The sequence below is a fragment of the Methylobacterium fujisawaense genome (assembly GCF_039619325.1).
Classification (GTDB): Bacteria; Pseudomonadota; Alphaproteobacteria; order Rhizobiales; family Beijerinckiaceae; genus Methylobacterium; species Methylobacterium fujisawaense.
In genome coordinates this window covers 4,889,675-4,914,298 of the sequence record NZ_CP155000.1, presented here as the reverse complement: position 1 = coordinate 4,914,298, position 24,624 = coordinate 4,889,675, and the positions used below count along the sequence as shown (strand labels likewise).

The following is a 24,624-nucleotide window of genomic DNA, read 5'->3' as shown; positions in this document are numbered from 1 at the left end:
ACAATGAGGTGGGCGTCGACGCGATCGAGACGCTCATCAGTCTCCGTGCAAGGGATCTCGGCGGCTTCGAGATTCGACGCGCCGTGCCGGCACCGAATCGCCGGACGGTCCCGCCATGCAGTGTCTTCCACCAAGCCGGCCCCGCCGCACGTCTGACGGGCCAGGGTATCGATGTCTGGCTTCATCCGCAGATCGGTTTCGCCACCGTGACCGGCCTCTACCGCGGCGACGTCCATCGCCGGACCCGCCCCGGGGCCGAACGAGTCATCCGTCCGGGCGCATTGGACTGGATGGTCGCGGGCCGCCGAGTCGCCCATTCGGAGCACATTACGGCGACGGCGCGCGGCGGGCCGAACAGCCTGTTCGGGATCCAGACTGGGTTCGCTCTGCCGGAGAGCCACGAGGACGCGGCGTCGACCTTCGCGGATCACGGTGACGGGTCGCGATCTCCGATCGGGATGCACGCGCAGAACCGACTTTTCATCCCGCGCTGTCGACAACAAAAAATGAATTATTTCGCTTGCCATATGATCCTGGCACACAGAATAATGCATGCCGCCAAGTCAATCTCGGAACCCGCGAGATGGTTCCGGCACGGGCAAGCAACCCGCCGACGTGCACGCCAATACTACAGCACGTCGCCGAATGTCAGCGCAGGGACGAGGGAGGAAGCTCATGGCCATGCCAGATGCCGTGCCGGGTACGGCAACGCCCAATACCAATCGATGGCTACAAATTGTGCTTGGCGTGATCTGCATGGTTGCAGCGGCCAACATCCAGTATGCGTGGACGCTGTTCGTCCCCGAGATTCAGAAGACCTTCAACTGGGACCGCGCCGCGATCCAGGTCGCCTTCACGATCTTCGTCGTCGTCCAGACCTGGCTGACCCCGATCGAGGGGTACTTCATCGACAAGTACGGTCCCAGCCGCGTCGTCATGTTCGGCGGTCTGATGACGGGCCTGGCCTGGGTCATCAACTCCTACGCCACGAGCTTGAGCGGCTTCTATCTCGGCTCCGTGGCCGGCGGTATCGGCGTCGGCTGCGTCTACGCCACCTGCGTCAACAACGCGCTCAAGTGGTTCCCCGACAAGCGCGGCCTGGCGGTCGGCCTCACGGCGGGCGGCTACGGCGCCGGCTCCGCACTCACCATCCTGCCGATCGCCAAGATGATCGACGGCGGCAATTACGCCCAGGCCTTCTTCATCTTCGGTCTGATCCAGGGCGCGATCATCATGGCCGCCGCCATCGCCATGCGCGCGCCACTCAAGAACCAGGTGCCATTCTCCACCAAGGTCCTGCAGTCGCGGCGCGACTACACGCTGGCCGAGGCGCTGCGCACCCCCGTCTTCTGGGTGATGCTGCTGATGTTCACCTGCACGGTGACGGGCGGCCTGATGGCGGTGGCCCAGCTCGGCGTGATCGCGCAGGATCTCGGGGTGAAGAACTTCCAGGTCAACCTGTACTTCTTTGCCATGGCGGCGCTGCCCTTTGCGCTGATGCTCGACCGGATCATGAACGGCATCTCGCGCCCGCTCTTCGGCTTCATCTCGGACCGGATCGGACGGGAGAAGACCATGTTCATCGCGTTCGCGATGGAGGGTATCGGCATCGTAGCACTGGGCTATTTCGGTTCCAATCCGTGGGCGTTCGTCTTCCTGTCCGGGGTGGTGTTCCTGGCCTGGGGCGAGGTCTACTCGCTGTTCAGCGCCACCGCTGCCGACACGTTCGGCTCCAAGCACATCGGCAAGATCTACGGCGTGCTCTACTGCGCCAAAGGCTTCGCGGCGCTGTTCGTGCCGGTGGGCAACCTGATCATGCAGGCGACCGGCACCTGGGCCACGGTCCTGTATACGGTGGCGAGCATGGACCTGATCGCCGCCTTGCTGGCGATCGCGGTGTTGCGGCCGATGCTCAAGCAGCACCACAAGGCGAACAACGACGCGGCGGCTCCCAAGCTGGCGCTGGCTCACGCCTGAGCGTCGGGCTCGGCCACGGCGCGGCCCGGCGAAAGCCTCAAGGCCCCGGCTCCGGAATTCCGGAGCCGGGGTCGTGCTGACCGGCCAAGTTGCGACACCCGCATGCCTATCGCATCTCTGGTACGCATGCGCGTCGCAGACAGCCTGGAATTCGCGAGCCTCCAGCCACCATCGCGTCAGGCACCGCTTTCCAGGCCCCCCGTTTTCACGCGGCCTCTCAGGTGCGCTCCGGCGCGTTCCTCGGATTTGATGCCAAGATCGATTTTTCGGCGCTCTCGGAGCTCGACTGTGCTGCAGCCACCTGAGACCTCTTTGGGTTTAATCTCGATCGGACAGACTGTGAGCCTGCGTGAGCAGGCCTATGACCGCATCAAGCGATCGATCCTCGCGATGGATCTCTACGACGGATCGGCACAGATCCGGCTGAACGAACACCAGATTGCGCAAGATCTCGGCATCAGCCGGACGCCAGTCCGAGAAGCCCTGACGCTTCTGGAACGGGAGGGCTTCGTGTGCACGGTGCCACGCCGCGGACTCTTCGTGACGCGCAAGACCAAGCGCGAAGTCATCGAGATGATCAGGGTCTGGGCCGCGCTGGAGGGCTCGGCAGCTCATGCCGCCGCCACGCACGCCACGGACGCCGATCTCCGCGACCTGAGCAAAGTCTTCCAGGATTTCGATCCCTCGGCATTGCCTGTTCATTTGACCGCTTATGAGGAAGCCAACCTCGATTTTCACCAGATGATCATCCGTCTCGGCGGCTGTGGATTGATGGTCGAGATGACGACCAACCTGTTCATCCACATGCGGGCGGTTCGATCGGCCTTCCTCCATCGGTCGGGGCGGTATGAAGTCTCGATGCGCGAGCATGCCGCCATCATCACCGCATTGCAGGAACGCGACGCCGATCAGGCTGCGGTCCTCGTTCGCGATCATGCACTTGGTTTGATCGCCCACGTCGAAGCACATTGGGCGTGGCCAGAGGAATAAGGGACATCTCTGACGGAGGATCGACCCGTGCTACCGTCCGTTCAGACCACCGACCTGCTCGGCCTCGGCTTCCTGATCATCGGACTCGTCGGAGCGGGCGTTGCCAGCGCAAGCCGGTCGCCGCGTTTTGCAGAAGAGCCGCGTGAGGAACTCGCGGGCGGAGCGGTGCTTGTGGCGATCCTCGGCCTCGCCTTCGTGCTCGCCGAATGACAGACACAGCGCAAGCAGGATCGGCCTCTTCGCGTGCGGCAGCGAACCAGCCCAGTGCCACCGACGGTCGATCGGTCCGCTCCCGATGCGTCTGAAGGGCCTTCCGGCGTCTGCGGAGTGAGATGTCCGTCACACCGCTTCCGGGACAGACATGCCCTGAAGCGGACGGCGTCTCCGCGCCTCCTGTGGAGACCAACGGTGCTTCGTCGGGGACAGACGCGAACGGCCAGGATCGAGGCGGCTTCCGTGCACGGACAGCCTCTCGTCCGTTGACGCCCCGGGCATTCGCTGAGGTGGTCACGCAGGCGGGCGAATGAATCCCGGAGCCTCACCTGCCGGCCGAACCGAACTCCGGGACATCCTCAAGCGAGGCCGCGTGACGCGGCCCGTCATGGCTCAGGCCAGGGTCGGGACCGGGCCGGTGAAGCCCGCGGCCGGCTTGTCGCCGTCGAATTGATTGGCGAGCGCGACAACGACAGCGAAGTTGGCGATGGCGGCAACGGGGAGGAGAGCGAGAGCGGCGAGCAAGGTCATCGGCGGCGTCCTGTTGTGCGGTGCGCAAGAAGCGATATCGCACCGCACGCATTTTCTGGTATGCCACATACCTCAAGCCCGATATGCAGAGAGCGCATGAGCAGATCGGGATGACAGGTGTCTGCCGAGTGACTTCATGCGAAGCGTCAAGTCGGAGTGACGCTGAGGCGGCCTGTCGAGGCGACAACAGGAGCTCTATTCGACTTGCGATAATCCGATCATCTGCTTTCATCCTCGCCTCACTTGGCGGTCAATCGCATTACACGTGAAAGTCGAACACGCGGGCTTTTCGTATCAATCTACCTCGAGTCGACGTTGCAGAACGGCAGACGCACAGCCGATTTCGGGATCTGTTCGCGGCAGTCTGCGCGGCCGGCATGGATTGATAGGAGGTTGCCTGCCTTTTCGACCGGTCTTCTCCGAAGCGGCCGTTACACGTTCGGCCAGCCTACGCCATGCTGGATCAGGGTCAGTTCGGTCGCTGACGCTGCAGACGGTCCGACCTCACGTTATGCCCTTACAGAAAGCGATGATGGGGTTGAGCCTCACCGCAGCGACAGGGTGCGGGGGAGGTCGGACAGGGGCTCGACCCCGTTGGCGGTGACGATCACGGTCTCCGAGGCGCCGACCGTCCAGGCTCCGTAAGAGCGCAGGGTCGCCGGCAGGTGGAAAACCATGCCGGGCTCGATGGGCCGGTCCTGTCCGGTGAAGAGCGAGAGCAGGCCGCCCTCCCCCCAGTCCGGAGCGAAGGCGACACCCATGGAGTAGCCGATCCGCTTGCGGAAGGCCGGGCCGTAGCCCGCCGCATCGATGATGGCCTGTGCCGCCGCGTGCGGGGCGGCGCAGGGATGGCCGGGGCGGATCGCCGCGAGCGCCGCGTCGAGGGCGCGCAGGGCGCAATCCATCATCCGCAACGCCTCGGCCGGCGGCGGACCGATCCAGACGCTGCGCATCAGCGCCGCGTGGTACCGGGCGTGACTGCCGGCGAGTTCGAGGAAGACGGCGTCGCCCGGCTCCAGCCGGCGGCGCCGCCACGTCATGTGCGGCAGCCCGCTGCGCGGGCCCGACGCGACCAGGGGCTCCATCGCCACGGCTTCGGACCCGGCTGCGATCGCGGCCTCCAGCATGGCGGCGGCGACGGCATTCTCGTTGGTGCCCGCCGCGCAGGCGTCGAGTCCTGCGGCGAGCCCGGCCTGCGCGTATCGGGCGGCGGCCCGGATCGCCTCCAACTCGGCCGCCGACTTCACCGCCCGCAAGGGGGCGAGGAGGCCGGAGCCGTCGGGCAGCGGCCCGCTTCCGAGCGCGGCGTCGATCCGCCCCGCGAGCGCCGGCGAGACGAACCAGCCGTCCCGCTCCAGGGCCGGCCGGGTGAGCCCGCGCCCGCGCACGAGGGCCGCCAGGGCCTCGGCCGGGTCGGCGCCGTCCGGATAGGCCTGGATGTCGTCGAGCCAAGTGTTGGCGGCCGCGCCCGGCAGTTCGAGCTGCCGGACCAGGAGGGCCGGGTTCCCCTCTACCGGTACGAGGAGGGCCTGGAAGGCGAAGTAGCCCGCCGTCTGGCGGCCGGTCAGCCAGTAGATCGTCTCCGGGCCGGTCACCACAAGGGCGTCGTGGCCGGCCGCCGCGATGGCGGCCCGGGCCGCCGCCTGCCGGGCGGCGAACTCCGCCTCCGGGAAGGCCGCCTCGCGGCCGCGCAGGCCTGTGAATTCGTGCATCGCGCCGCCCTCGCCCCAAACTCCGCTCAGACTTCGCTCAGACTTCGCTCAGGCGACGGATGATGCCCTGCTTGAAATTCTCGAGATGGGCCGCGATGGCGTCCGCCGCCGCCGCCGCGTCCTTCGCCCGCAGGGCGGCAACCACCGCGAGATGTTCGCGATGGACCGCCTCGAACCGCTCGGGCATCCGGCTCAGGTTGAACATCTGCGTCTTGAGCCGCAGATCCTTGATCGTCTTGGCGAGGATCGCGTTGTGGCTGTGATCCGCGATCAGGTCGTGGAAGCGCCGGTCGACCTCCCAGTTGCCCGGCGCGTCCGGGTCGCCCGCCGCCAGCAGCGCCTCCATCTGCCGCTGTAGATCCGCCAGCACCGCGTCGGCGATCCGGCCGGTGGCCAGCATGACGCTCTCCCGCTCCAGCAGACGGCGGACATGCAGGATCTCCACCAGCTCGCGCAGGGAGAATTCCTTGACCACGAGCATCCCCCCGGGCTGCCGTTCGATCAGCCCCTCGGTCTCCAGCCGTGACATCGCCTCGCGGGTCGGGGTCCGGGAGATGTCGAGCATCTCGGCGAGGCGGCGCTCGTGCAGCACGGTGCCGGCCGGAAGGTCGCGGCGGACGAGCATGTCGAGCAGCCGGTCGTAGGCCATCTGGCCGAGGCTCTGCTCGCGCCGGGCATTGAGCGCCGTCGTGTACGACGCGGCGTCGAGGGTTTTCATCGTGTCCTCCCGGAGCAGCCGGCCAGGCTGCTCCCCGTTTCCTTCTTCTCCGGCGCCGGCCTCGTGCCCGCCTACATGGCGGGCGTGCGGATCGGCGCCTTCGGGGCCGGGTCATAGCCGATCAACGGCGTGATGAGTTTGGCGTAGGTACCGTCGGCGACCATCTCGGCCAGGGCCTTGTTGACCGCGGCGTGCAGGTTCGGCTTGCCCTTCTTGATGGCGAAGCCCTTCTGGACCGTGCTGAGCGGGGTCTCGATCATCACCAGGGGGAGCTTGCGCGCCGTGATGGCGTAGTTGCCGGCCACCGCATCGTTGATCACCGCGTCGATGTTGCCGCCGACGAGGTCCTGCATGGCGTCCGCGGCGGTCTTGTAGCTCTTCAGGGTGGCGCCGTGCTCCTCGGCGAGCTTGCCGAAGGTCGAGGCCGAGAGCGCGCCGACATTGCGGCCCTTGAGATCCTCCGGCCCCTTGATGCCGGTATCCTTGCGGGTGACGATCCGCGCGCCGGATTCGAGCCAGCCGTCCGCGAAGGCGACCTGCTTCTGCCGGGTGGGAGTGATGTCCATCGATTCGCTGGTGATGTCGTACTGATCGGCCATCAGGCCCACCAGCAGGGCGTCGAACTTGATGTTGACCGGACTGTACGCGAGCCCGAGCCGGCGGCAGACTTCGCGCATCACCCGGACTTCCAGCCCGTCGAGCTCGCCGCTCGGGGTGCGCATGCTGAACGGCGCGAAGGTGCTGTCCGTCGCCACGATCAGCTTGCCGGGCTCGATCAGCTCCAGCTTGCCCTCGGCCGCGCGGGTCGCGGGGGCGGCGAGCAGTCCGGCGCCGAGGCTGGCGCAGAGGGAGACGAGGGCGAGGATGTGGCGACGGTTCATGATGATCTCCGGTCTCGAGACGGGGCGGGAAGTGTCGGCCGCGGCCCGTCCCGCGGCGGGGGAGGCTCAGGAGAGGCGGGCGTAGCGCCGCTCGAAATAGGCCGAGAGCTGCGACAGGATCGACGTAAGGCCGAGGTAGATCAGCGCCGCCGCGATGTAGAAGTCGAACGGCCGGAAGGTCGTGGCAATCATGAGCTGCGCGTACAGCGTCAGCTCCACGACCGTGATCGTCGACAGGAGCGAGGTGTTCTTGACCGCCGAGATCGCCTCGTTGGTCAGCGACGGCAGGATCATGCGGAACACCTGCGGCAGGACGATCCGCACCATCATGATCCGCGGGTTCATGCCCAGGGCGAGCGCCGACTCGACCTGGCCCCGGGGGATCGCCGCGAGCCCGGCCCGGATCGTCTCGGCCACGTAGGCGCCGCTGCTGACCCCCAGCGCGATGATGCCGGCCGTGATCGGCGAGAGCTTCACCCCGATCTGCGGCATGCCGAAATACACGATGAAGACCTGGATCAGGGTCGGCGTGCCGCGAATGAACCAGACGTAGAAGCTCGCGAGCGCTCGGAAGGGCGCGAAGGACGAGCGCTTGCCCAGCGCACCGAGCAGGCCGCAGACCCAGCTCACCAGGATGCTCGCCACCGTGACGCCGAGCACCACCAGGGTCGCCGAGAGGAAGCCGGGGCCGTAGGTGACGACCTCGTCCGAGAGGGTGAGCCACCATTCCTGCAACGTCGCGACGCTCATCGCTGTCCGATCTCCCCGGTGATGGGCCGGCGGCTCACGCTGTCTGTCCGAGCGCGGCGGGCTGGTGCAGCACGCGCCGGAGGAACTGGCGCAGCCGCTCGCTCCGGGGCGCGCCGATGATGTCGTCGGGCGGACCGTCCTCGGCGATCACGCCGCCGTCGAAGAACAGGGTGCGGGTGCCGACATCCCGGGCGAAGGCCATCTCGTGGGTGACGAGCAGCATCGTCATTCCGTCCGCCGCGAGGGAGCTGATCAGCGCCAGCACCTCGCCCACCAGCTCCGGATCGAGGGCCGAGGTGACCTCGTCGAACAGCATCACCTTGGGCGCCATCGCCAGGGCGCGCACGATCGCCACGCGCTGCTGCTGCCCGCCGGAGAGCTTCGACGGGTAGGCGTGCCGCTTCTCGTAGAGGCCGATGCGCTGGAGCAGCGCCTCCGCCTCCGCGACGGCCTGACGGCGCGGCATCCGCCGCACCCGGATCGGCGCCTCGATGACGTTCTCCAGCACGGTCATGTGCGGCCAGAGATTGTAGCTCTGAAAGACCATGCCGATCCGAGTGCGCAATTCGCAGAGCTGCTGCGGCGTCGGCTGGCGGCGGGCGCCCTGCTCGTAGTCGAAGGCGAAGCGCTCGAAATCCATGAAGCCGGATGTCGGCGTCTCCATGAGGTTCAGGCAGCGCAGGAACGTGCTCTTGCCCGAGCCGCTCGCGCCGATGATCGACACGACCTCACCCTCGTGGATGTCGAGGGAGACGCCCTTCAGGACCTCGTTGGCGCCGTAACTCTTGTGCAGCTTCCTGATCTTCAGGAGCGGGGGCGCGGTCGTCTCGATCTGAGCCATCGTCAAACCTGATGTTATGCGATCATGCGCCGAATGATTGATTATATCTGCGCGTTATTCGCGCTATGATACTACATTTTTGCTCATCAAATCTCTCAATGTGGGATTTTATTTCGATTTTTGCGCGGTTTTACGTTGCCAAATCCGATACCATGCCTTAGCAGAGCCGGTATACCGCCGGCATTCAAGCGGTATTTTTGAGCATGGCTGCCTCCAACATGGTCATCAAGCCCATGGATCCCGGTATTCCTTGCGCGAGCGCGCCGGGCGCGTGCCTCATTGTTCAGCCGATCGACCGGATCGGTCCGGCGCCGCGGCGGGCTCCGGCCGCGGAATCCCGGGGCGGCAACGGCCGCGCTCCCGCGATCCGCGCCGAACCCGACGTCGGGGAACGGCGGCTGGACGACGTGCGCACCGGTCAGCCGGCATGACCGGCCTCGCGATCGACCCGGATTTCTGCGCGGCGCTCTTCGCCGAGCTCCTCGGCTTCAGCCAGGACGCACCCGGCGTGACGCGGGCAGCCTACGGCGCTGGCGAGGAGCGCGCACACGCCCTGATGCGGGCCACCGGGCTGGCGCTGGGGCTCACCGCCGAGACCGACGCGGCCGGCAACCTGTTCCTGACGATGGCGGGACGCGACCCGACCCTGGCGCCCTGGATGGTCGGCTCGCACGTCGACACGGTGCCCCACGGGGGCAATTTCGACGGGGCGGCGGGCGTGATCGGCGGCCTCGCGGCCGTGGAGGCCCTGCGCCGGGCGGGCCTCGTGCCGGCGCGTCCCGTGACGGTGGCGGTGTTCAGGGCCGAGGAGAGCGTCTGGTTCCCGGCCTCCTATGTCGGCAGCCGGGCTGCCTTCGGCCTGCTGCCGCCGGAGGTTCTCGACCTGCCCCGCGCCGATACCGGCCGGAGCCTGCGGGACCACATGGCCGACCTCGGCCTACGTCCGGAGGCGGTGGCGCGGGGCGAGCGGCTCCTCGATCCGGCGCGGATTCACGGCTTCGTGGAGATGCATATCGAGCAGGGACCGGCGCTGGAGGCGGCCGGGAGCCCGGTGGGGTTCGTCACGGCGATCAGCGGCAGCTTCCGCTATCGCAAGGCCGCCTGTTTCGGCCGCTACGGCCATTCCGGCGCCGTGGCGCGGAGCGCGCGCAGCGACGCCGTCTTCGCCCTCGCCGACCTGATCACCGGCCTGGATGCCCTCTGGGGAACACTGGAGGCGGAGGGCTGCCCGGCCACGATCACGCTGGGCGAGGTCGCCACCGACCCGGTCCAGCACGCCTTCGCCAAGATCCCCGGCGAGGTCCGCTTCTGCCTCGACGTGCGCAGCACCGAGCCCGCCGTGCTGGACCGGGTCGAGGCGGCGCTCGCCGAGCGCGTCGCCGCCATCGAGGCCGCCCGCGGCGTGCGCTTCGTGCTCGGCGAGCGCACCGGCAGCACCCCGGCGCGGATGAGCGCGGCACTCGTCGAGGCCCTGTCGGGCCACGCGCGCCGGCTCGGGATGCCGTTCCGCACGATGGCCAGCGGGGCCGGGCACGACACCGCGACGCTGGCCGGCCAGGGCGTGCCGAGCACGATGATCTTCATCCGCAACCAGAACGGCAGCCACAACCCCGACGAGGCGATGCGGATCGAGGATCTCTGCGCGGCCGCGACCCTGGTGGCCTACCTCGTCGCGGAAGCCTGAACCCCGCGCGCAAGAAAGGATCCACCGATGATCGTCGATCTGAACTGCGACATGGGCGAGGGCTTCGGCGTCTACCGCTTGGGCGACGACGCCGAGATGCTGACCGTGGCGACCTCGGCCAACATCGCCTGCGGCTTCCACGCCGGCGACCCTCTGGTGATGCACGAGACCCTGAGCCGCGCGGCCGCGAACGGCGTGCAGGCCGGCGCCCATCCGAGCTTCCTCGACCTCTGGGGCTTCGGCCGGCGGCCGATTCAGGGCGAGCGCCCGGCCGACATCGAGAAGGCGGTCCTTTACCAAGTCGGCGCCCTCCTGGCCCTGGCGCAGGATGCCGGCTGCCCGGTGCGCCACGTGAAGACCCACGGGGCGATGGGCAACATGGCCAACGAGGATGCCGACCTCGCCCTGGCGGTCGCCCGGGCGATCCGCACCCTCGACCGCGACCTGATCTTCGTGGTCATGCCCGGCCTGGAGACCGAGAAAGCCGGCGAGAAGCTCGGGCTGCCGATCGCGCGGGAGATCTACGCCGACCGGGCATACGCGGATGACGGCACCCTGGTGTCGCGCAAGCTCCCGGGCGCGGTGCTGCACGATCCCGATTCCGTGTCGGAGCGCGTGGCGCGGATGCTAGAGGACGGGGGGATCATCTGCCTGTCCGGGCGGCGCATCCCGACGCGGATCGACACGGTCTGCGTCCACGGCGACACGCCCGGCGCCGTCGCCATGGCGCACCGCCTGCGCGACGACTGCGCCGCCAAGGGGATCGCCCTGCGGCCGATGGCCGAGGTGCTCGGTGTCTGAGCCCGGCTACCGCCTCCTCGATAGCGGCGACCGGGCGCTCACGGTGGAGCTCGGACGCGCGGTCGACCCCGCGATCAACGCGCAGGTCATCGCCCTCGACGCGGCGCTCCGCGGTGCCGGGCGCCCGGGGCTCCTGGAGACCGTGCCGACCTACCGCTCGCTCCTCGTCCTCTACGATCCGGACCTGCTGCCCCGGACCGATCTCGCGGCGCTGATCGCCGCGCACTGGCCGCCCCCGGACGGGGCGGCGGGATCGCTGCGCCGCTGGCGGGTGCCGGTCCATTACGGCGGCGCGCACGGCGCCGACCTCGCCGACCTCGCCGCCGGGGCCGGGCTCACCCCGGAGGCGGTGATCGCCCTCCATGCCGGCCGCGACTACCGCGTCTACATGATCGGGTTCGCCCCCGGCTTCGCCTATCTGGGCGGCCTCGATCCCCGGCTCCACGCGAGCCGGCGCACCGATCCGCGGCCCAGGACCCCGGCGGGCAGCGTCTCGATCGGCGGCAACCAGACCGGCGTCTCGCCGCCCCTGGAGCTGCCGAGCGGCTGGCAGCTCATCGGCCGCACGCCCGCGCGCTCCTACGATCCGGCCCGGGCCGAACCGTTCCTATTCGCGGCCGGCGACCTGATCCGGTTCGAGCCGATCGACCGCGCCGCGTTCGACGCCCTCAGCGAGGCCGCCCGCGCCGGCGAGACCGTCGCGACCCTGGAGCGGATCGATGCCTGAGGGACTGCACGTCATCGCCCCCGGTGTTTCCGCGACCCTCCAGGATGGCGGGCGGCCGGGCTACCTGCGCTACGGCATCTCGGGGTCCGGGGCGATGGATCCAGACCTTCTGGCGCTCGCCAACGGCCTCGTCGGCAACCCGCTCGACGCCGCGGTAATAGAAATGGCGATGGTCGGTCCGACCCTCGTCTGCGAGACGGAGGTCTGCCGCGTCGCCCTCGCCGGGGCACCCTTCGCGATGAGCCTGAACGGCCGCGCCCTCGATCCGTTCACCGCTCACGACCTGCGGCGGGGGGATCGGCTCATCCTCGGCGCCCCGCGGGAGGGCCTGCGCGCCTGCCTGGCGGTCGCCGGGGGCTTCGCCGTCGCGCCGATGCTCGGCAGCGTCGCGACGCACACCCGCACCCGTCTCGGCGGCCTCGACGGCAACCCCCTGGCCGCGGGCGACCTGCTGCCCCTCGCGGCGCCCGCGCCCCGCGACCGCCCGCTGACCCTGCCGCCGGCCCACCGGCCGACCTTCGGCGGCCCGATCCGTGTGGTGCTCGGGCCGCAGGCCGACGGCTTCACCGATGAGGGCCTGCGGACCTTCCTGTCCGAACCCTACACCCTCACGGCACGGGCGGACCGGATGGGCTGCCACCTCGACGGGCCGCCGATCGCCCACGCGGACGGCTTCAACATCGTCTCGGACGGGATCGTGAACGGCTCCATCCAGGTCCCCGGCCACGGGCGGCCGCTGATCCTGCTCGCCGACCGGCACACCACCGGCGGCTACCCGAAGATCGCCACGGTGATCTCGGCGGATCTCGGTCGCCTCGCGCAGGTGCGGCCGGGCGAGACGATCCGGTTCGCGGCCGTCGCCGTCGCGGAGGCCCAGGCCATCGCCCGCGCGGCGCGGCGCAGCCTGGACGCGCGGCTGGCGGCGCTGGTGCCGGCCGGCGGCGGCGCTCTCGCCAGCGCGTTCCTGCTGTCCTGCAACCTCGTCGGCGGCGTCGTCTCGGCGCGCGCCCCGGATCCGGCGCCCTGAGGGCGCCGCTCCCTCCCCTGCGAAGCAAGAGACCGTCGATGCTCACGCCGTTCCATCTCGCCTACCACGTCACCGATCTCGACGCGGCCCGCCGCTTCTACGGCGGCGTCCTCGGCTGCCAGGAGGGCCGCAGCACCGAGACCTGGGTCGATTTCTGCTTCTTCGGCCATCAGCTCTCGCTGCATCTGGGCGAGCCCTTCACCACCACCCGGAGCGGGAAGGTCGGCAATCACACCGTGATGATGCCGCATCTGGGCGTCGTGCTGCCGCTCGAGGCCTGGGAGGCACTCGCCGGCCGCATCGAGGCGGCCGGCATCGCCTTCGACATCCCGCCGGTCGTCCGCTTCGCCGGGGAGCCCGGCGAGCAGCGCACGATGTTCTTCTTCGACCCGAGCGGCAATCCGATCGAGATCAAGGGCTTCCGGGATCTGGCCGCCGTCTTCGCGCACTGAGGCTCAAGCGCCCTCCCCGTGGCAACGGCCCGTCGCCGGAGCGGCGACGGGCGGCCGGGGCGCACCGCCCGTCAGACGCGGCGGGCGTTCCAGAAGACGAACTGGCCGTCGACCACATCCCGGAGATCGCGCCGGAAGGCCGTCCGGTAGAAATACTGGCCGGTCGGCAGGTACGGCACGTCGCGCATCGCCAGCGTCTGCATCCGGGCCGCGATCGTCTTCCGCGCCGCCTGATCCGGCGCCTCGATCCAGGCCTCGCGCAGGTTCTCCAGCTCGGGCAGGTCCGGCCAGCCGAAGAAGCCCTTGGGGCCTCCGCAGCGCAGGACCTGCTCCACGACCGGGTTGGCCATGTCGAGGCCGGTCCAGGTCGTGTTGAAGATGTTCCAGCCGCCCTGGTCCGGGGGCGCCTTGCTGGCGCGGCGCGTGACCAGCGTGCCCCAGTCGGACACGACGTATTGCACGTTCATCCCGAGCCGCTGGAGCAGGTCGTGCATGATCTCGCCGAGGGCGCTGAGCACGGGATTCTCGCTCGTCGACATGAGCACGACGCGCTCGCCCGTGTAGCCGGCGGCCACGAGGTCGCGCTTGGCCTTGGCGAGATCGCGCGGCCGGGTGAGCACGTCGAGCCCGGCATCGGTGGCCATGGCGGTCCCCGGCGTGAAAAGGCCGACATCCTTGCGCCACAACTTGGGATCGTCACCGGCCGCCGCCGCCATGAAGTCCGCCTGCGACAGGGCCTCGAGGACCACGCGACGGACCGCGGGCTTGTCGAAGGGCGGATAGAGGTGGTTCATGACGCCGGTGCCGAGATTTCCGAGCGGCGAGGCGAGCTGCGTGGCGATCTGCGGGCTGGCCTGGAGCGTGGGCACGAGATCGCTGATCGGGTTCTCCCACCAGTCGACCTCGCCGTTCTGGAGGGCAGCGGCCGCGGTTCCGGGATCCGGCATGACCTGCCACTCGACCCGCTCGAAATGGACCCGCTTCGGCCCCGCCACCCAGGACACCGGACCGTCGTCGCGGGGCCGGTAATCCGGGTTGCGGTCGTAGACCACGCGGGCGCCGACCAGTCGCTCCTTGGTGTTGAACCGGAACGGCCCGGAGCCGATCAGCTCGGGGATCTGCTGGGCCGGGTCGGTGGCGGCGAGACGCTCGGGCATGATGACGAGCACCGGTGGACCGAGCTTCGCCAGGGTCTCGAGCATCAGGCCATAGGGGCGCTTCAGGCGAATGACGAAGGTCCGGTCGTCCGGGGCCTCCAGGGCGTCGGTGCGGGCCATCAGGGCCTGCCCGAGGCTGTCGCGCTGCGCCCAGCGCCGGATCGACGCGATGCAGTCACGGCCCCGCACCGGCTCGCCGTCGTGGAACTTCAGTCCTTCGCGCAGCCGGAACATCCAGCGCCGACCGTCATCCTCGACCGTGTGCCCCTCCACCATCTGCGGCTGCGGCGTGAACTGCGCGTCGAGGCCGTAGAGCTGGTCGAACACCATGAGCGCGTGGTTGCGGGTGACGTAGGCGGTGGTCGTCACCGGATCGACGATGGTCAGGTCGGATTGTGGCACGAAGCGCAGGACGCTCGCCCGGCCGCCCTGGGCCAGGGCCGGGCGGGCCGGCAGGAAGGGGGCGGCGGCCGCGGCGGCGGCACCGCCGAGGAAGGTTCGTCGCAGCATGGAGGTCACTCCTGGCTTTCCGGATCAGGCGGGCGGGGACGGTTGCGCCGGGCGGCGCTTCGCGAGGCAGCCTTCTGCGGGCGCGCATGCCGCGGGAACACAACCTGCAAGCGCCGTTCCGCCCGGGCCGGTCACTGGGCGCGGACGGCCTCTTCGGCGCGCCGGCGCAGGGCCGCGCGGTCGATCTTATTGGTCGAGGCGAGGGGCAGCGCCTCGACGAACCAGACCCGGCGCGGGTGCTGGTAGGCCGGCGCGTGGACGAGCGCGTGCGCCTTGAGGGCGGCCTCGTCGACGGTGGCGCCGGGCCGGCGGACCACGAAGGCGACGGGCTTGGTACCCTTGATGGAATCCTCCACAGGCACCACGCAGGCCTGGAGCACGTCGGGGTGGCGCTCCAGCACCAGCTCGACCTCGCCGGGGAAGATGTTTTCGCCGCCCGAGACGAACATGTCGTCGGTCCGGCCGAGAAAATAGAAGAACCCGTCGGCGTCGCGGCGGAACACGTCGCCGGTGTCGTAGAATCCGTCCGCGGTGATCGGAACGGGGACGTCCGGCCGGTTGTGGTAGCCGAGCATGATCGCGGGGCTGCGCATCTGCAGAACGCCGGTCTCCGGCGCGTCTGGCCCGTCGAGGCGCACCAAGACCTGGGGATGCGGCGCGCCGACCGACGCGACCGGCGTCGGCAGGCCGTCCGGATGGTCGCCGAACACGACCGGGCCGCCCTCGGTGGTCCCGTAGGCGTTGAGGATGCGGGCGTTCGGCAGGAGTGCGCGGATCTGCCGGGCCAGGGCGTCGTTGACGGGCGCCGAGCCCATCCGCACCGTCCGCACGCCGGTGAGGTCGGCCTCCGCCAGGAAATCCGGCTCCCGCAGCATCATGGCGATCATCGGCGGCACGGCGGTGAGCCACGTGCAGCGATGGCGATCGATCGCCGCAATGTAGGCCCGCGCCTCGAATTGCGGCAGCAGCACCATCGTGGCGCCAGCCGCGCAGACGAGGAGCGCCAGGGCCAGCGCGTTCATGTGGTAGAGCGGGGCCGCGACGAGCAGCCGGTCGTCGCGCAGGTTCGTCTCCGCGGCGCGGGTCCGCGCCACCCAGAGGTGGCTCGCATGGCTCAGCCGCACGCCCTTCGGCCGGCCCGTGGAGCCGGACGTGTAGAGGAACAGGGCCGCCTCGCCGGGCTCCGGCACGATCGGCACGAAGGGTCCGGGATCGAGCCAGGCCGCAAAACCCGCCGGCCCGTCATCGTCGAACCCGGCGATCCGCATATCGGGGTCGAGCCCCGCCAGCATCGCCCGGCGCGGGCGGTCGCAGAGCACGAGCCGCGCCCCGCAATCGGCGAGCACGGCCGCGATCGTGGCCGGCGGGAACTTGTGATTGACCGGGACCGGGACCACGCCGGCCCGCATCGCGCCGAGCAGCGCCGCGACGGTGTCGGGCCGGTTGGCCGAGAGGATCGCGACCCGCGCGCCGCGGGAGATCCCGCCGCGTACGAGGCCGCGGGCGAAGGCGTCGGCCCTGGCATCGAGGCCGGCGCGGGTCATCACCTCGGGCCCGCCCTCGGGGGCGACGCCGATGATGAGTGGCCGGTCCGGCGGCCCGGACCGGTCGACGAGGTCGCCGAGATTGGTCGTACCCGTGGTCGCGTACGTCATAGGGCCGCCCGGCACGCGAGATGGAGGTCGAAGGCCGGCAGCGTCAGATCGGCCGCGTCCGGCCCGTGCCGGACCCAAGTCGCCTCCGGGAGCGCGGCCGCGCGGGCTTCGAGGGCGTCGAGGCCGCGAAAGTGCAGGCCGAGGGCGGCGAAACGGGCGGCCGGCCCGGGCACGATCACGATCCGCGTCTCCCCGACCCGGATGGTGAAGCCGGCGCCCGCGGCCTCGGCCGGAGCGCCGATCGCGGCCGCGTAGAGGGAAGCGTCGGCCTCCGGCGCCGGGCTCTCGATCGTCAGCGCGTCGATCCCCGAGAAGCCGTTCGGATGGTCGAGCCATTCGAGGCGCCAGACGAGATCCGGGGTCAGGTGCTCGCAATGGTAGAGGCGCCCCGCCGGAAACCGGCCGGCCGGCACCCGTACCGTGCGAAACTGGGCCTGTTCCGTGCGGCCGTCGACGGTCACCGGGCGCGAGAAGACGACGGGCGGACCGGCCGCGAGCCCCGCTGCCGCCAGCCGCGCATGGGTCGCGTCGGCGTCCCGGCTCGCCACCACGAGCCCGTTCAGGCCGAACGGGCTGTCCAGAACGTCCTGCCGCTGCGGCCCCATTTCGGGCACGCCGACGAGTTCCAGGTAGGGGCCTGCCGTCATCATCAGGTGGTTGATCGAGCCCAGCGAGTGGTGGCCGCGGGGCGTCAGCCGGAAGCCGAGGACGGCGAACAGGTCCGCCGCCCCGTCCATCCGCCGCAGCACGTTGATCACGACGTGGTCGAGGGCCCCGTCCGCCGGGGCGGCGGGGGTCGGCCCCGTCATTTCGCCGGCGCCGTCATGTAGACGCCGCGGCCGCTCGCGAGCAGGCGCCCCGCGTCGTCGAGGATCTGCGCCTCGGCCACCGAGAGCTGGTTGCCGAACTTCACCACCGTGCCGCGGCAGGTGAGATCGCCCTGCATCGCGGCGCGGTGATAATCGACCCGCAGGTCCACCGTGGGGACGCCCCGGCCGGTCTTGGAGACCAGCGCCCAGTCGGCAGTGAGGTCGACGAGAGTCGCCAGGATCCCGCCGTGGACGTAGCCGCGCTCGGCGTTGACGACCCATTCGGGCCGCCACGTCGCCTTCAGCTCGATCGTGCCCTCGCCGACGGCGACGACGGAGAGGCCGAGCCACTGGTGGAACGGGCCGCGCAGCAGCAGCGCCTCGACCTGCTCCTTGCTGAGGGGGGTGTCGGACATGGCTTCGGGATCTCCTCGGGCGGGGCTGGGGGCGACGACGCGCGGCGGACCGGCCTCAGACGGTGTCAGGGGGTGACGACGATCTTGCCCATGACCTCGCGGTCGCGGATCATCCGCAGGCCCTCGGCGGCCTCTTCCAGGGGCAGGACCTTGTCGATGGTCGGCTTCAGCGTGCCGGCCTGGATCATGTCCATCAGCGCCGACAGGTCGTCATCGTAGAAGCTGTTCGAGCCGATCACCTTGAGCTCGAAGCTCCAGATGTAGCGGAGATCCTCCTTGGGATCGTGTCCCGCGGTCGCCCCACAGACAAGCAGCGTGCCGCCGCGCTTCAGGCACTTGAGCGAGGGCACCCAGGTGTCGCCGCCGGTGAAGTTGATCACCACGTCGACGCCGCCCTCGTAGGTCCGGCGCTGCGGCTTGCCGTACTGCTGGATCGCCCACTTGGAGAAGTCGGTCTCGCGGTAGTTGACGACGTGGTCGGCGCCGAGCGCCGTCAGCGCCGCCATCTTCTCCGCGCTGCCCGCGCAGGCGATCACCTCGGCGCCGAGCTGCTTGGCCAGCATCACGCAGCCGGTGCCGACGCCGCCGCTGGCGCCCAGGATCAGGACCTTGTCGCCGGCCTTCACGGTGTTGTGGGTGATCAGCATGCGGTGGGCCGTTCCGTAGGCCACCGGCAGGGAGGCGGCGTCCGCGTAGCTCACGTCCGGCGGCATCGCGATCAGCTGGCCCGTCGAGACCCGGCAATACTCGGCCATGCCGCCGTCGAGCATCTCGCCCATAAGACCCTTGGCCTTGTTGAGCGGGTTGACCAGCACCCGGTCGCCGACGCGCCACTCCGCGACGCCCTCGCCGAGCTCGACGACCTGTCCGGCCATGTCGAGGCCGATCACCACCGGCATCGGCACCTTGATGCCGGGCATGCCCTTCACGGTGAATACGTCGTGGTAGTTGAATGAGGACGCGCCGACGCGGATCAGAACCTCGCCCGGGCCGGGGGACGGCTTCGGATAGTCGTTCACCACCTTCAGCGTGTCGATGTCGCCGTGCGCCTCCAGCACGAGCGCCTTCATCGTCTCAGCCATCGGGAAAACCCTCTTCTGCAGGTCGGAAAGGCTACGGGATCGTCTTCGACCGCTCGTAGGGGCCGGGAACCAGAGCGGTGTCCGGCAGGCTGCCCTGGACGGCGCCGACCGCCTTGAACACGTCGAATTCGCGCTTCAGCGAGGCGATGTCGGCAGGCTCCAGGCTGACCGTGTAGATGCCGTCCCAGAGCCCCGCGTAGGCCGCGGCGTCGGCATCGCTCAAGTTCGCGGCGGCCTTCAGGATCTTGGCCACCCCGGGCTTGTCGGCCTGGCCGAACGCGTAGGCCTTGCGCATCGCGGCCACGACCTTGGCGGGCGCGTCCGGATTCTGGGTCATCCAGGCGTTGCGCATCAGGCCGACGCCGAGGACCGGCGGCGCGTCCTGCTGGGTGAGGCGCTTCCACTCCTCCCGGAAGGTGCCCAGACGGCGCAGCTTGACGTCCGGCAGGAGCGCGAGGGTCACGGTGCGCAGGGCCGCCGCGTCGATGTCCTTCTGGACGAGGAATTGCGCCAGCCGGGAATCGTTGCCGGGCACGGCCTGGTAATCGGCGGGCTTCAGACCGTGATTGGTCTCCAGGATCGCCGCCGCGATGGCGGCGGTGCCGCTGCCCGCGGGCGAAGTGCCGATCTTCTTGGCCCTAAGGTCGGCCATCGTCTTGATCGGCGAGTCCTCAAGGACGACGAAGTCGAGGTCGGCCACCTGCGTCGCCAGGACGATGCTCATCGGCAGGCCGTCGGCGGTCACGCTCAGCGCCGTTCCCGCGCTCGCCGCGATCGCGAAATCGATCGCCCCGGCGGCCATGGCCTTGGTGGGCGCGTTCACGTCCGGAAACTTGACGTATTCGGCCGTCAGCCCCTCCTTCTCCATAAACTTGCCGGCCTCCAGCACGGCGCCGAAGCCGAGGCTGATGCCGGAGCTCCAGTAGCCGATGCGCACCGTCTCGGCGCGCGCGAGGGCGGGCAGGCCGACCGCGCAGAGCGCGGCGACGGCGAGGACGCGGATCCGGTTCAAGGCGTTCTCCAGGGGGTGCGAAGGGAGGACGTGCGACGGGCGTTTCCCCGCGTGGCTTCGGCCGTCACGGCTGCGCCACCTTCTTCCAGGCGAACAGGCGCTGCTCGGCCGGCTTCAGGACGAGCGTCTCGAGCCCGATCATCAGAGCGACCAGGGTGAGGGTCCAGGCGAAGACCTGATCGGTCTGGACGAGGTCCGCCGCCTGCCTCAGGCGGTAACCGATGCCGCTGCTCGCCCCCAGCGACTCCGCCACGAGCACGACCCGCGCCCCGAAGCCGATGGCGAGGCGCGCGCCCGAGAAGAAGGCGGGCAGGATCGTCGGCAGGTAGATCTTGGTCAGCACCTTGTGGCGCGGCATGCGAAAGGTGCGGGCGAGTTCGAGATGCTCGGCGCTGACCGTGCGCGTGCCCTGCCAGACGTTGGTCAGGATCAACGGCATCGCGGTCATGAACACCACGAAGATCGTGGTCCAGTTCGACAGACCGAACCAGATCAGCGCGAAGATTGCCCAGATCGCCGACGAGACGGTGTTGGTCACCGTCAGCACCGGCTCGAAGAACCGGCCGAGGCGAGGGCTCGCGCCGAGCAGCAGGCCGAGCGGCAGCCCCACCAGGGCCGCGAAGGCGAGGCCCGCGCCGATCCGGCCCAGCGTGATGCCGAGATCGGCGGCAAAACTCGGCGTGGCGACGAGGCCGAGCCAGGCGTGCCAGACCCGCGCGGGGCTCGGCAGGACGAAGCTCGGCGCGTGCAGCGATCCGAGCTGCCACGCGGCCAGCGCCAGGGCGAGGAGGGCGAGCCTCTGGAGGAGCACGCCCGCCCGGCGTCCGGCGCCGGACGTCCGTGTCTGCCGGATCAGGCGCGGCGGGGTCTTCACGAGCATCGCGCGCTCGCGGCGGAGAGGTTGATGCGCAGGCGCCGGACCTCCTCGGCGACCTCCGCCGAGAGGGGGTCGCGGGGATACGGCAGGTCGATCGCCCGGACCGCACCGATCCGGCCCGGACGCGGGTGCAGAACGACCACCTGGCTCGCCAACACCACCGCCTCCTCGACGTCGTGCGTGACGAAGACCAGGGTCATCGCCCGCAGGTCGGCGATGCGCAGCAGCTCCGCGTGCATCTGCGCGCGGATCTCGGGATCGAGCTTCGAGAACGGCTCGTCGAGGAGCAGGATCCGGGGCTCGGTGACGAGGCTGCGCGCGAGCGCCACCCGGCTGCGCATGCCCCCCGACAATTCGTGCGGGTAGGCATCGCGGAAGGCCTCGAGCCCGACGAGCCGCAGGGTCTCGTCGACCCGCCGCGCCCGCTCCGCCCGGCCCATGCGTCCGGCCTCGAGCCCGAAGGCGACATTCTGGGCGGCCGTGCGCCAGGGCAGCAGCCGGTCTTCCTGGAACATGTAGGTCATCGCCCGCCAGTCGCGGAAGGCGTGTGACGGGATGCCGTCGAGGAGGACGGCCCCCTGATCGGGCTCGACCAGCCCGGCGATCATGTTCAGGAGGGTGCTCTTGCCGCAGCCCGACGCGCCCAGGATCGCGACGATCGCGTGCTGCGGGATCGCGATGTCGATGGTGTCGAGGACGTGGAGCGGCCCGCCCTCGCGCCGGTCGAACCACTTGCTGACGTGGTCGAGCGCGACGGCGTTCACGGCTCGCCTCCGTCGGCCATCGGCGCTTGCATCGGCGGCTGCACCGGCGCCACCACGGCGGTGTCGCGCAGGCTGGCGATGACCTTCTCCAGGGTCATGTCGCGGAACGTCTCGACGTGGCGGCGCGCCACCAGGGCGGCGCTGTCGGCATCCCCCGCCACGAGATGCTCGATCATCGCGGTGTGGTCGTTCTCGATGTTCGGCCTGACCCCCTGCACGCCGAAGCCGAGGGCGACGAGGCGGGTCATCTCGTCGAGGAGGCCCGACAGGGTCCGATACAGGCGTCCGTTCCCGGCCGCGGCGGCGATCGCGAGGTGGAAGCCCCGGTTGGCCTCCAGGAAGAAGTCGATCTGGTTGCCCATCTCCACCGTGATCTTGCGGCGGCAGGCCTGCTCGAGGCGCTCCAGATGCGCCCGGTTCACGCGGCCGGCGGCGCCCCGGGCCGCGAGGGGCTCGAGCTCCATCCGGAGGGCGAAGACCTCGTCGACATCCTTCACGGTCACCGGGCTGACCCGGTAGCCGTGCCGCGGCATCGAGCTGACGAAGCCTTCCTGGGCCAGGCGCTGCAGCGCGATCCGGCAGCTCGCCTTCCCGATCTCGAACCGCTCCATCACCTCGGCCTCGGTGAAGCGCGTGCCGGGCAGGAGGCGGCAGGCGACGATCTCGCGCCGCATCAGGTCGTAGGCCTGATTGCCCTTTCGCGTGGCGTCGGGGACGGCGAGCACCGTCGCCATCGGGCGAGCCGGCCGGGACCTGTCATCGCGCGTCGTCATGGCCCCTCGCTGTTCGGGCATTGAGGCTCCCACAGCATGCTGTGAGCAGCTCACCGCACGCAGGACATGTGCCAACCACGCGCCCGCCCGGCCGCGCCCGTTGGGCATTGGCGGGCAGAACGATTGTCGGATGCCGGCATTCGCCCCGGGCTGGGAAGCTCAGATGCGCCGGGTGATCAGCTCAGCACGCCCTGTGGGCATGTCATGCCGTATTTATGCGCAACCGGCGCGCGCTCTGTAAATGAAATACCCGTCCAATTTTCCCGAAGGTATTGGGACAAGGGACCTTTCGAAACTCTTTGACGCAGAACAATCTGTGTCTTCTTTAGGCAGGCGCCGCGCCCTACACGATGTCGGGCTGGCCGCGCCGGTGCTCGTGCCCCGCGATGACGCGGCGCAGGAGCCGGGTCAGGGTGTCCTGCTCCGCCGGGGTGAGGGCCTCGACGGTCAGGGCGTGCGCGGCCCGCGCCGCCGGCTCCATCGCGCTGTGGAGCGCGGCCCCCGCTTCGGTCAGCCGACAGACCTGCGCGCGGCGGTCGAGGGGCGAGGTCGAGCGGCTCACCAGGCCGCGCGCCGCGAGGCGTTTCAGGGCGCCGGTCGTCGTCGTCCGGTCGAGGGCGACCGCGCTCGCGAGGGTCGTCTGATCGGCCTCCTCCAGGTCCCGCAGCAGCGACAGCAGGCTGTATTGCAGCGGAGTGACGCGAAACGTGGCACAGCTTTCCGCGAAAAGGCTGACGTGGATCTGGTGCATGCGGCGGGCGAGGAAGCCCGGGCGCTCGCCCAGAGGCCAGTGCCGCGTGTCCGCCGCCCCGTTCGCCTTTGCCGACCCCGCCGCGAATCCGGCGTCCAGACCCTCATCCATCGTCCGACTCCGCAGAACGGTTCCAGTCTTGGCACGCCGCGTGCAACGCCGGAATACGAAGCATGCTTCGCTTTTGGCAAGGGCGAGGCCGGCGCGCGCCGGCCGGGACCACGAGGTCGACATGGACAATCGTCTTTACGATCTGGTTCTGCGGGGCGGGCGGGTCATCTGCCCGGCCTCCGGCATCGACGGCATCCGCGACGTCGCGGTGCAGGACGGGCGCATCGCCGCCGTGGCGGAGACGATCCTGCCCTCGGCCGCCGCCGAGGTCATCGACGTCGCGGGCAAGCTCGTCCTGCCCGGCATGATCGACACCCACGCCCACGTCTACCAGTACGTCACCGGCCGGTTCGGCCTGAACCCCGACATGGTCGGCGTGCGCTCGGGCGTCACGACGGTGGTGGACCAGGGCGGCCCGTCCTGTATGACCCTGCCGGGCTTCCGCCACTTCATCGCCGAGCGGTCGCAGACGCAGGTGCTCGCCTTCCTGTCGGCCTACCTCGTCGGTGGCCTGGAGGGGCATTTCTACCCGAACCTCTACAGCCCGGACGGCGTCGACATCGACGCGACGGTGAAGTCGGCCACCGAGAACCGCGACCTCGTGCGCGGCATCAAGGGCCATGCCGAGATCGGCGGCTTCGCCCGCTGGGGCATCAAGGTGATGGAGATGGCCGCCGAGATCAGCCGGCGCGCCGACCTGCCGCTCTACGTGCATTTCGGCCAGCTCTGGGGTCTGCCGGAATCCGGCGCCAACGGCGAGGATGCCGACACCATCGTCGAGCGGGTGATCCCCCTGCTGCGGCCCGGCGACGTGCTGGCCCATCCCTTCACCCGCCACCCGGGCGGCTTCATCAACGAGCAGGGCGAGGTCCACCACATCATCCGCCGGGCCATGGAGGCCGGGCTGAAGGTCGATGTCGGCCACGGCAGCCACTTCTCCTACCGCGTGGCCCGCGCCTCGCTGCCGGCGGGCGTGATCCCCTACACGCTGGGCGCCGACATGCACGGCTACAACACCGAGGTGCCTCAACCCGCCGGCACCCCGGACGAACACCACGACGACGAGAACCACCCGTTCCTCGGGCAGGCGCGGTTCAGCCTCACCCAGGCGATGAGCTCGATGATGGCGCTCGGCATCCCGCTAGAGGACGTGGTGCCGATGGTGACGGCGCACCCGGCCGAGATGCTGCGTATGGGCGACCGGATCGGCGCCCTCAAGATCGGCTACGCCGCCGACGTCTCGGTGCTGCACGACGACCGCGGCCGCTTCCTGCTGCGTGACAACGAGGACACGCGGGTGATCGCCGACCGCCTGCTGCGCCCGGCCTTCTGCCTGCGCGCGGGGAAGCGATTCGAGGCCGACTCGCCGATCCTGCCCCAGGCGATCGCGGCCTGAGGTGGCG

At 69.8% G+C, this 24,624-nt stretch carries 26 protein-coding genes and 1 pseudogene; 11 read left to right on the top strand and 16 right to left on the bottom strand.

Features of this window, described 5'->3' with window-relative positions; translation table 11 throughout:
- Positions 1-8: 8 nt before the first annotated feature.
- The 4 genes and pseudogenes from ABC766_RS23290 to ABC766_RS23275 form a co-directional block, all read left to right on the top strand.
- Positions 9-437: pseudogene (locus ABC766_RS23290) on the top strand (pirin family protein); the annotation flags it as partial.
- Positions 438-675: 238 nt separating this feature from the next.
- Entirely contained in the window at positions 676-1,977 is a 1,302-nt protein-coding gene (gene oxlT / locus ABC766_RS23285) for an oxalate/formate MFS antiporter (RefSeq protein ID WP_345819625.1), read from the top strand.
- A gap of 288 nt (positions 1,978-2,265) precedes the next feature.
- Positions 2,266-2,967, top strand: coding sequence for a GntR family transcriptional regulator (locus ABC766_RS23280; protein ID WP_274926965.1), 702 nt, complete (start codon positions 2,266-2,268; stop codon positions 2,965-2,967).
- Positions 2,968-2,994: 27 nt separating this feature from the next.
- Positions 2,995-3,177, top strand: a complete 183-nt coding sequence (locus ABC766_RS23275; RefSeq protein ID WP_043347259.1) for a hypothetical protein — start codon at positions 2,995-2,997, stop codon at positions 3,175-3,177.
- Between the two features lie 396 nt (positions 3,178-3,573).
- Here ABC766_RS23275 and ABC766_RS23270 read toward each other — a convergent pair whose 3' ends face one another.
- From ABC766_RS23270 to ABC766_RS23245, 6 genes are all read right to left on the bottom strand, one after another.
- A complete protein-coding gene (locus tag ABC766_RS23270; protein ID WP_345819624.1) occupies positions 3,574-3,711 on the bottom strand; it encodes a hypothetical protein in 138 nt (45 codons plus the stop codon).
- A 545-nt stretch (positions 3,712-4,256) separates the two neighbouring features.
- The gene (locus tag ABC766_RS23265; protein ID WP_345819623.1) at positions 4,257-5,423 is read right to left on the bottom strand and encodes a Xaa-Pro peptidase family protein; all 1,167 of its coding nucleotides are present in this window, start codon (positions 5,421-5,423) and stop codon (positions 4,257-4,259) included.
- A gap of 37 nt (positions 5,424-5,460) precedes the next feature.
- Positions 5,461-6,141 carry a GntR family transcriptional regulator gene (locus tag ABC766_RS23260; protein WP_075380619.1) on the bottom strand — a complete coding sequence of 227 codons (681 nt, stop codon included), beginning with the start codon at positions 6,139-6,141 and terminating at the stop codon, positions 5,461-5,463.
- A gap of 71 nt (positions 6,142-6,212) precedes the next feature.
- Positions 6,213-7,022, bottom strand: a complete 810-nt coding sequence (locus ABC766_RS23255) for a transporter substrate-binding domain-containing protein (protein ID WP_345819622.1) — start codon at positions 7,020-7,022, stop codon at positions 6,213-6,215.
- A 66-nt stretch (positions 7,023-7,088) separates the two neighbouring features.
- Positions 7,089-7,772 (bottom strand): amino acid ABC transporter permease, encoded by a 684-nt coding sequence (locus ABC766_RS23250; RefSeq protein ID WP_043758610.1) that lies wholly within the window; start codon positions 7,770-7,772, stop codon positions 7,089-7,091.
- Positions 7,773-7,806: 34 nt separating this feature from the next.
- Entirely contained in the window at positions 7,807-8,613 is an 807-nt protein-coding gene (locus tag ABC766_RS23245) for an amino acid ABC transporter ATP-binding protein (protein WP_345819621.1), read from the bottom strand.
- Positions 8,614-8,816: 203 nt separating this feature from the next.
- Between ABC766_RS23245 and ABC766_RS23240 the strand changes: the two genes are divergently transcribed.
- The 6 genes from ABC766_RS23240 to ABC766_RS23215 are packed head-to-tail and all read left to right on the top strand — an operon-like array spanning position 8,817 to position 13,304.
- Positions 8,817-9,044 (top strand): hypothetical protein, encoded by a 228-nt coding sequence (locus tag ABC766_RS23240; protein WP_345819620.1) that lies wholly within the window; start codon positions 8,817-8,819, stop codon positions 9,042-9,044.
- The gene (locus ABC766_RS23235; protein ID WP_345819619.1) at positions 9,041-10,297 is read left to right on the top strand and encodes a Zn-dependent hydrolase; all 1,257 of its coding nucleotides are present in this window, start codon (positions 9,041-9,043) and stop codon (positions 10,295-10,297) included. The genes ABC766_RS23240 and ABC766_RS23235 overlap by 4 nt, the downstream gene beginning before the upstream one ends.
- A gap of 27 nt (positions 10,298-10,324) precedes the next feature.
- On the top strand, positions 10,325-11,098 hold the full coding sequence (locus tag ABC766_RS23230) for a 5-oxoprolinase subunit PxpA (protein WP_345819618.1): 774 nt from the start codon (positions 10,325-10,327) through the stop codon (positions 11,096-11,098).
- Positions 11,091-11,825, top strand: coding sequence for a 5-oxoprolinase subunit PxpB (gene pxpB, locus ABC766_RS23225; protein WP_345819617.1), 735 nt, complete (start codon positions 11,091-11,093; stop codon positions 11,823-11,825). Before ABC766_RS23230 ends, pxpB begins: the two co-directional genes overlap by 8 nt.
- Complete coding sequence (locus ABC766_RS23220) at positions 11,818-12,852, top strand: biotin-dependent carboxyltransferase family protein (RefSeq protein ID WP_345819616.1); 1,035 nt, start codon at positions 11,818-11,820, stop codon at positions 12,850-12,852. Before pxpB ends, ABC766_RS23220 begins: the two co-directional genes overlap by 8 nt.
- 38 nt (positions 12,853-12,890) lie before the next feature.
- On the top strand, positions 12,891-13,304 hold the full coding sequence (locus tag ABC766_RS23215; RefSeq protein WP_345819615.1) for a VOC family protein: 414 nt from the start codon (positions 12,891-12,893) through the stop codon (positions 13,302-13,304).
- A 71-nt stretch (positions 13,305-13,375) separates the two neighbouring features.
- Here ABC766_RS23215 and ABC766_RS23210 read toward each other — a convergent pair whose 3' ends face one another.
- The 10 genes from ABC766_RS23210 to ABC766_RS23165 form a co-directional block, all read right to left on the bottom strand.
- Positions 13,376-14,971 carry an ABC transporter substrate-binding protein gene (locus ABC766_RS23210; protein WP_345819614.1) on the bottom strand — a complete coding sequence of 532 codons (1,596 nt, stop codon included), beginning with the start codon at positions 14,969-14,971 and terminating at the stop codon, positions 13,376-13,378.
- Between the two features lie 131 nt (positions 14,972-15,102).
- Complete coding sequence (locus tag ABC766_RS23205) at positions 15,103-16,626, bottom strand: class I adenylate-forming enzyme family protein (RefSeq protein WP_345819613.1); 1,524 nt, start codon at positions 16,624-16,626, stop codon at positions 15,103-15,105.
- Positions 16,623-17,435, bottom strand: coding sequence for a VOC family protein (locus ABC766_RS23200; protein ID WP_345819612.1), 813 nt, complete (start codon positions 17,433-17,435; stop codon positions 16,623-16,625). Before ABC766_RS23200 ends, ABC766_RS23205 begins: the two co-directional genes overlap by 4 nt.
- The gene (locus tag ABC766_RS23195; RefSeq protein WP_043354697.1) at positions 17,432-17,851 is read right to left on the bottom strand and encodes a PaaI family thioesterase; all 420 of its coding nucleotides are present in this window, start codon (positions 17,849-17,851) and stop codon (positions 17,432-17,434) included. The genes ABC766_RS23200 and ABC766_RS23195 overlap by 4 nt, the downstream gene beginning before the upstream one ends.
- Before the next feature lie 65 nt (positions 17,852-17,916).
- Entirely contained in the window at positions 17,917-18,933 is a 1,017-nt protein-coding gene (locus ABC766_RS23190) for a quinone oxidoreductase family protein (RefSeq protein ID WP_342145351.1), read from the bottom strand.
- A 31-nt stretch (positions 18,934-18,964) separates the two neighbouring features.
- Positions 18,965-19,945: an ABC transporter substrate-binding protein gene (locus tag ABC766_RS23185; protein WP_179696957.1), complete on the bottom strand. Its 981-nt coding sequence runs from the start codon at positions 19,943-19,945 to the stop codon at positions 18,965-18,967.
- 64 nt (positions 19,946-20,009) lie between these two features.
- On the bottom strand, positions 20,010-20,825 hold the full coding sequence (locus tag ABC766_RS23180) for an ABC transporter permease (protein ID WP_053610078.1): 816 nt from the start codon (positions 20,823-20,825) through the stop codon (positions 20,010-20,012).
- Complete coding sequence (locus ABC766_RS23175; RefSeq protein ID WP_345819611.1) at positions 20,816-21,586, bottom strand: ABC transporter ATP-binding protein; 771 nt, start codon at positions 21,584-21,586, stop codon at positions 20,816-20,818. The genes ABC766_RS23180 and ABC766_RS23175 overlap by 10 nt, the downstream gene beginning before the upstream one ends.
- Positions 21,583-22,359, bottom strand: coding sequence for a GntR family transcriptional regulator (locus ABC766_RS23170; protein WP_345819610.1), 777 nt, complete (start codon positions 22,357-22,359; stop codon positions 21,583-21,585). Before ABC766_RS23170 ends, ABC766_RS23175 begins: the two co-directional genes overlap by 4 nt.
- Before the next feature lie 343 nt (positions 22,360-22,702).
- Positions 22,703-23,221: a MarR family winged helix-turn-helix transcriptional regulator gene (locus ABC766_RS23165; RefSeq protein WP_345819609.1), complete on the bottom strand. Its 519-nt coding sequence runs from the start codon at positions 23,219-23,221 to the stop codon at positions 22,703-22,705.
- A 121-nt stretch (positions 23,222-23,342) separates the two neighbouring features.
- On the opposite strand from ABC766_RS23165, the gene ABC766_RS23160 reads away from it, so the two are divergent.
- Positions 23,343-24,617 carry an amidohydrolase/deacetylase family metallohydrolase gene (locus tag ABC766_RS23160; RefSeq protein ID WP_345819608.1) on the top strand — a complete coding sequence of 425 codons (1,275 nt, stop codon included), beginning with the start codon at positions 23,343-23,345 and terminating at the stop codon, positions 24,615-24,617.
- Positions 24,618-24,624 lie beyond the last annotated feature (7 nt).

Bases quoted from the DNA above. Each gene is read 5' to 3' on its own strand.
- oxlT (WP_345819625.1), top strand. From the start codon at position 676: ATGGCCATGCCAGATGCCGTGCCGGGTACGGCAACGCCCAATACCAAT.
- ABC766_RS23270 (WP_345819624.1), bottom strand. From the start codon at position 3,711: ATGACCTTGCTCGCCGCTCTCGCTCTCCTCCCCGTTGCCGCCATCGCC.
- ABC766_RS23265 (WP_345819623.1), bottom strand. From the start codon at position 5,423: ATGCACGAATTCACAGGCCTGCGCGGCCGCGAGGCGGCCTTCCCGGAG.
- ABC766_RS23260 (WP_075380619.1), bottom strand. From the start codon at position 6,141: ATGAAAACCCTCGACGCCGCGTCGTACACGACGGCGCTCAATGCCCGG.
- ABC766_RS23255 (WP_345819622.1), bottom strand. From the start codon at position 7,022: ATGAACCGTCGCCACATCCTCGCCCTCGTCTCCCTCTGCGCCAGCCTC.
- ABC766_RS23250 (WP_043758610.1), bottom strand. From the start codon at position 7,772: ATGAGCGTCGCGACGTTGCAGGAATGGTGGCTCACCCTCTCGGACGAG.
- ABC766_RS23245 (WP_345819621.1), bottom strand. From the start codon at position 8,613: ATGGCTCAGATCGAGACGACCGCGCCCCCGCTCCTGAAGATCAGGAAG.
- ABC766_RS23240 (WP_345819620.1), top strand. From the start codon at position 8,817: ATGGCTGCCTCCAACATGGTCATCAAGCCCATGGATCCCGGTATTCCT.
- ABC766_RS23235 (WP_345819619.1), top strand. From the start codon at position 9,041: ATGACCGGCCTCGCGATCGACCCGGATTTCTGCGCGGCGCTCTTCGCC.
- ABC766_RS23230 (WP_345819618.1), top strand. From the start codon at position 10,325: ATGATCGTCGATCTGAACTGCGACATGGGCGAGGGCTTCGGCGTCTAC.
- ABC766_RS23220 (WP_345819616.1), top strand. From the start codon at position 11,818: ATGCCTGAGGGACTGCACGTCATCGCCCCCGGTGTTTCCGCGACCCTC.
- ABC766_RS23215 (WP_345819615.1), top strand. From the start codon at position 12,891: ATGCTCACGCCGTTCCATCTCGCCTACCACGTCACCGATCTCGACGCG.
- ABC766_RS23210 (WP_345819614.1), bottom strand. From the start codon at position 14,971: ATGCTGCGACGAACCTTCCTCGGCGGTGCCGCCGCCGCGGCCGCCGCC.
- ABC766_RS23205 (WP_345819613.1), bottom strand. From the start codon at position 16,626: ATGACGTACGCGACCACGGGTACGACCAATCTCGGCGACCTCGTCGAC.
- ABC766_RS23200 (WP_345819612.1), bottom strand. From the start codon at position 17,435: ATGACGGGGCCGACCCCCGCCGCCCCGGCGGACGGGGCCCTCGACCAC.
- ABC766_RS23195 (WP_043354697.1), bottom strand. From the start codon at position 17,851: ATGTCCGACACCCCCCTCAGCAAGGAGCAGGTCGAGGCGCTGCTGCTG.
- ABC766_RS23190 (WP_342145351.1), bottom strand. From the start codon at position 18,933: ATGGCTGAGACGATGAAGGCGCTCGTGCTGGAGGCGCACGGCGACATC.
- ABC766_RS23180 (WP_053610078.1), bottom strand. From the start codon at position 20,825: ATGCTCGTGAAGACCCCGCCGCGCCTGATCCGGCAGACACGGACGTCC.
- ABC766_RS23170 (WP_345819610.1), bottom strand. From the start codon at position 22,359: ATGACGACGCGCGATGACAGGTCCCGGCCGGCTCGCCCGATGGCGACG.
- ABC766_RS23165 (WP_345819609.1), bottom strand. From the start codon at position 23,221: ATGGATGAGGGTCTGGACGCCGGATTCGCGGCGGGGTCGGCAAAGGCG.
- ABC766_RS23160 (WP_345819608.1), top strand. From the start codon at position 23,343: ATGGACAATCGTCTTTACGATCTGGTTCTGCGGGGCGGGCGGGTCATC.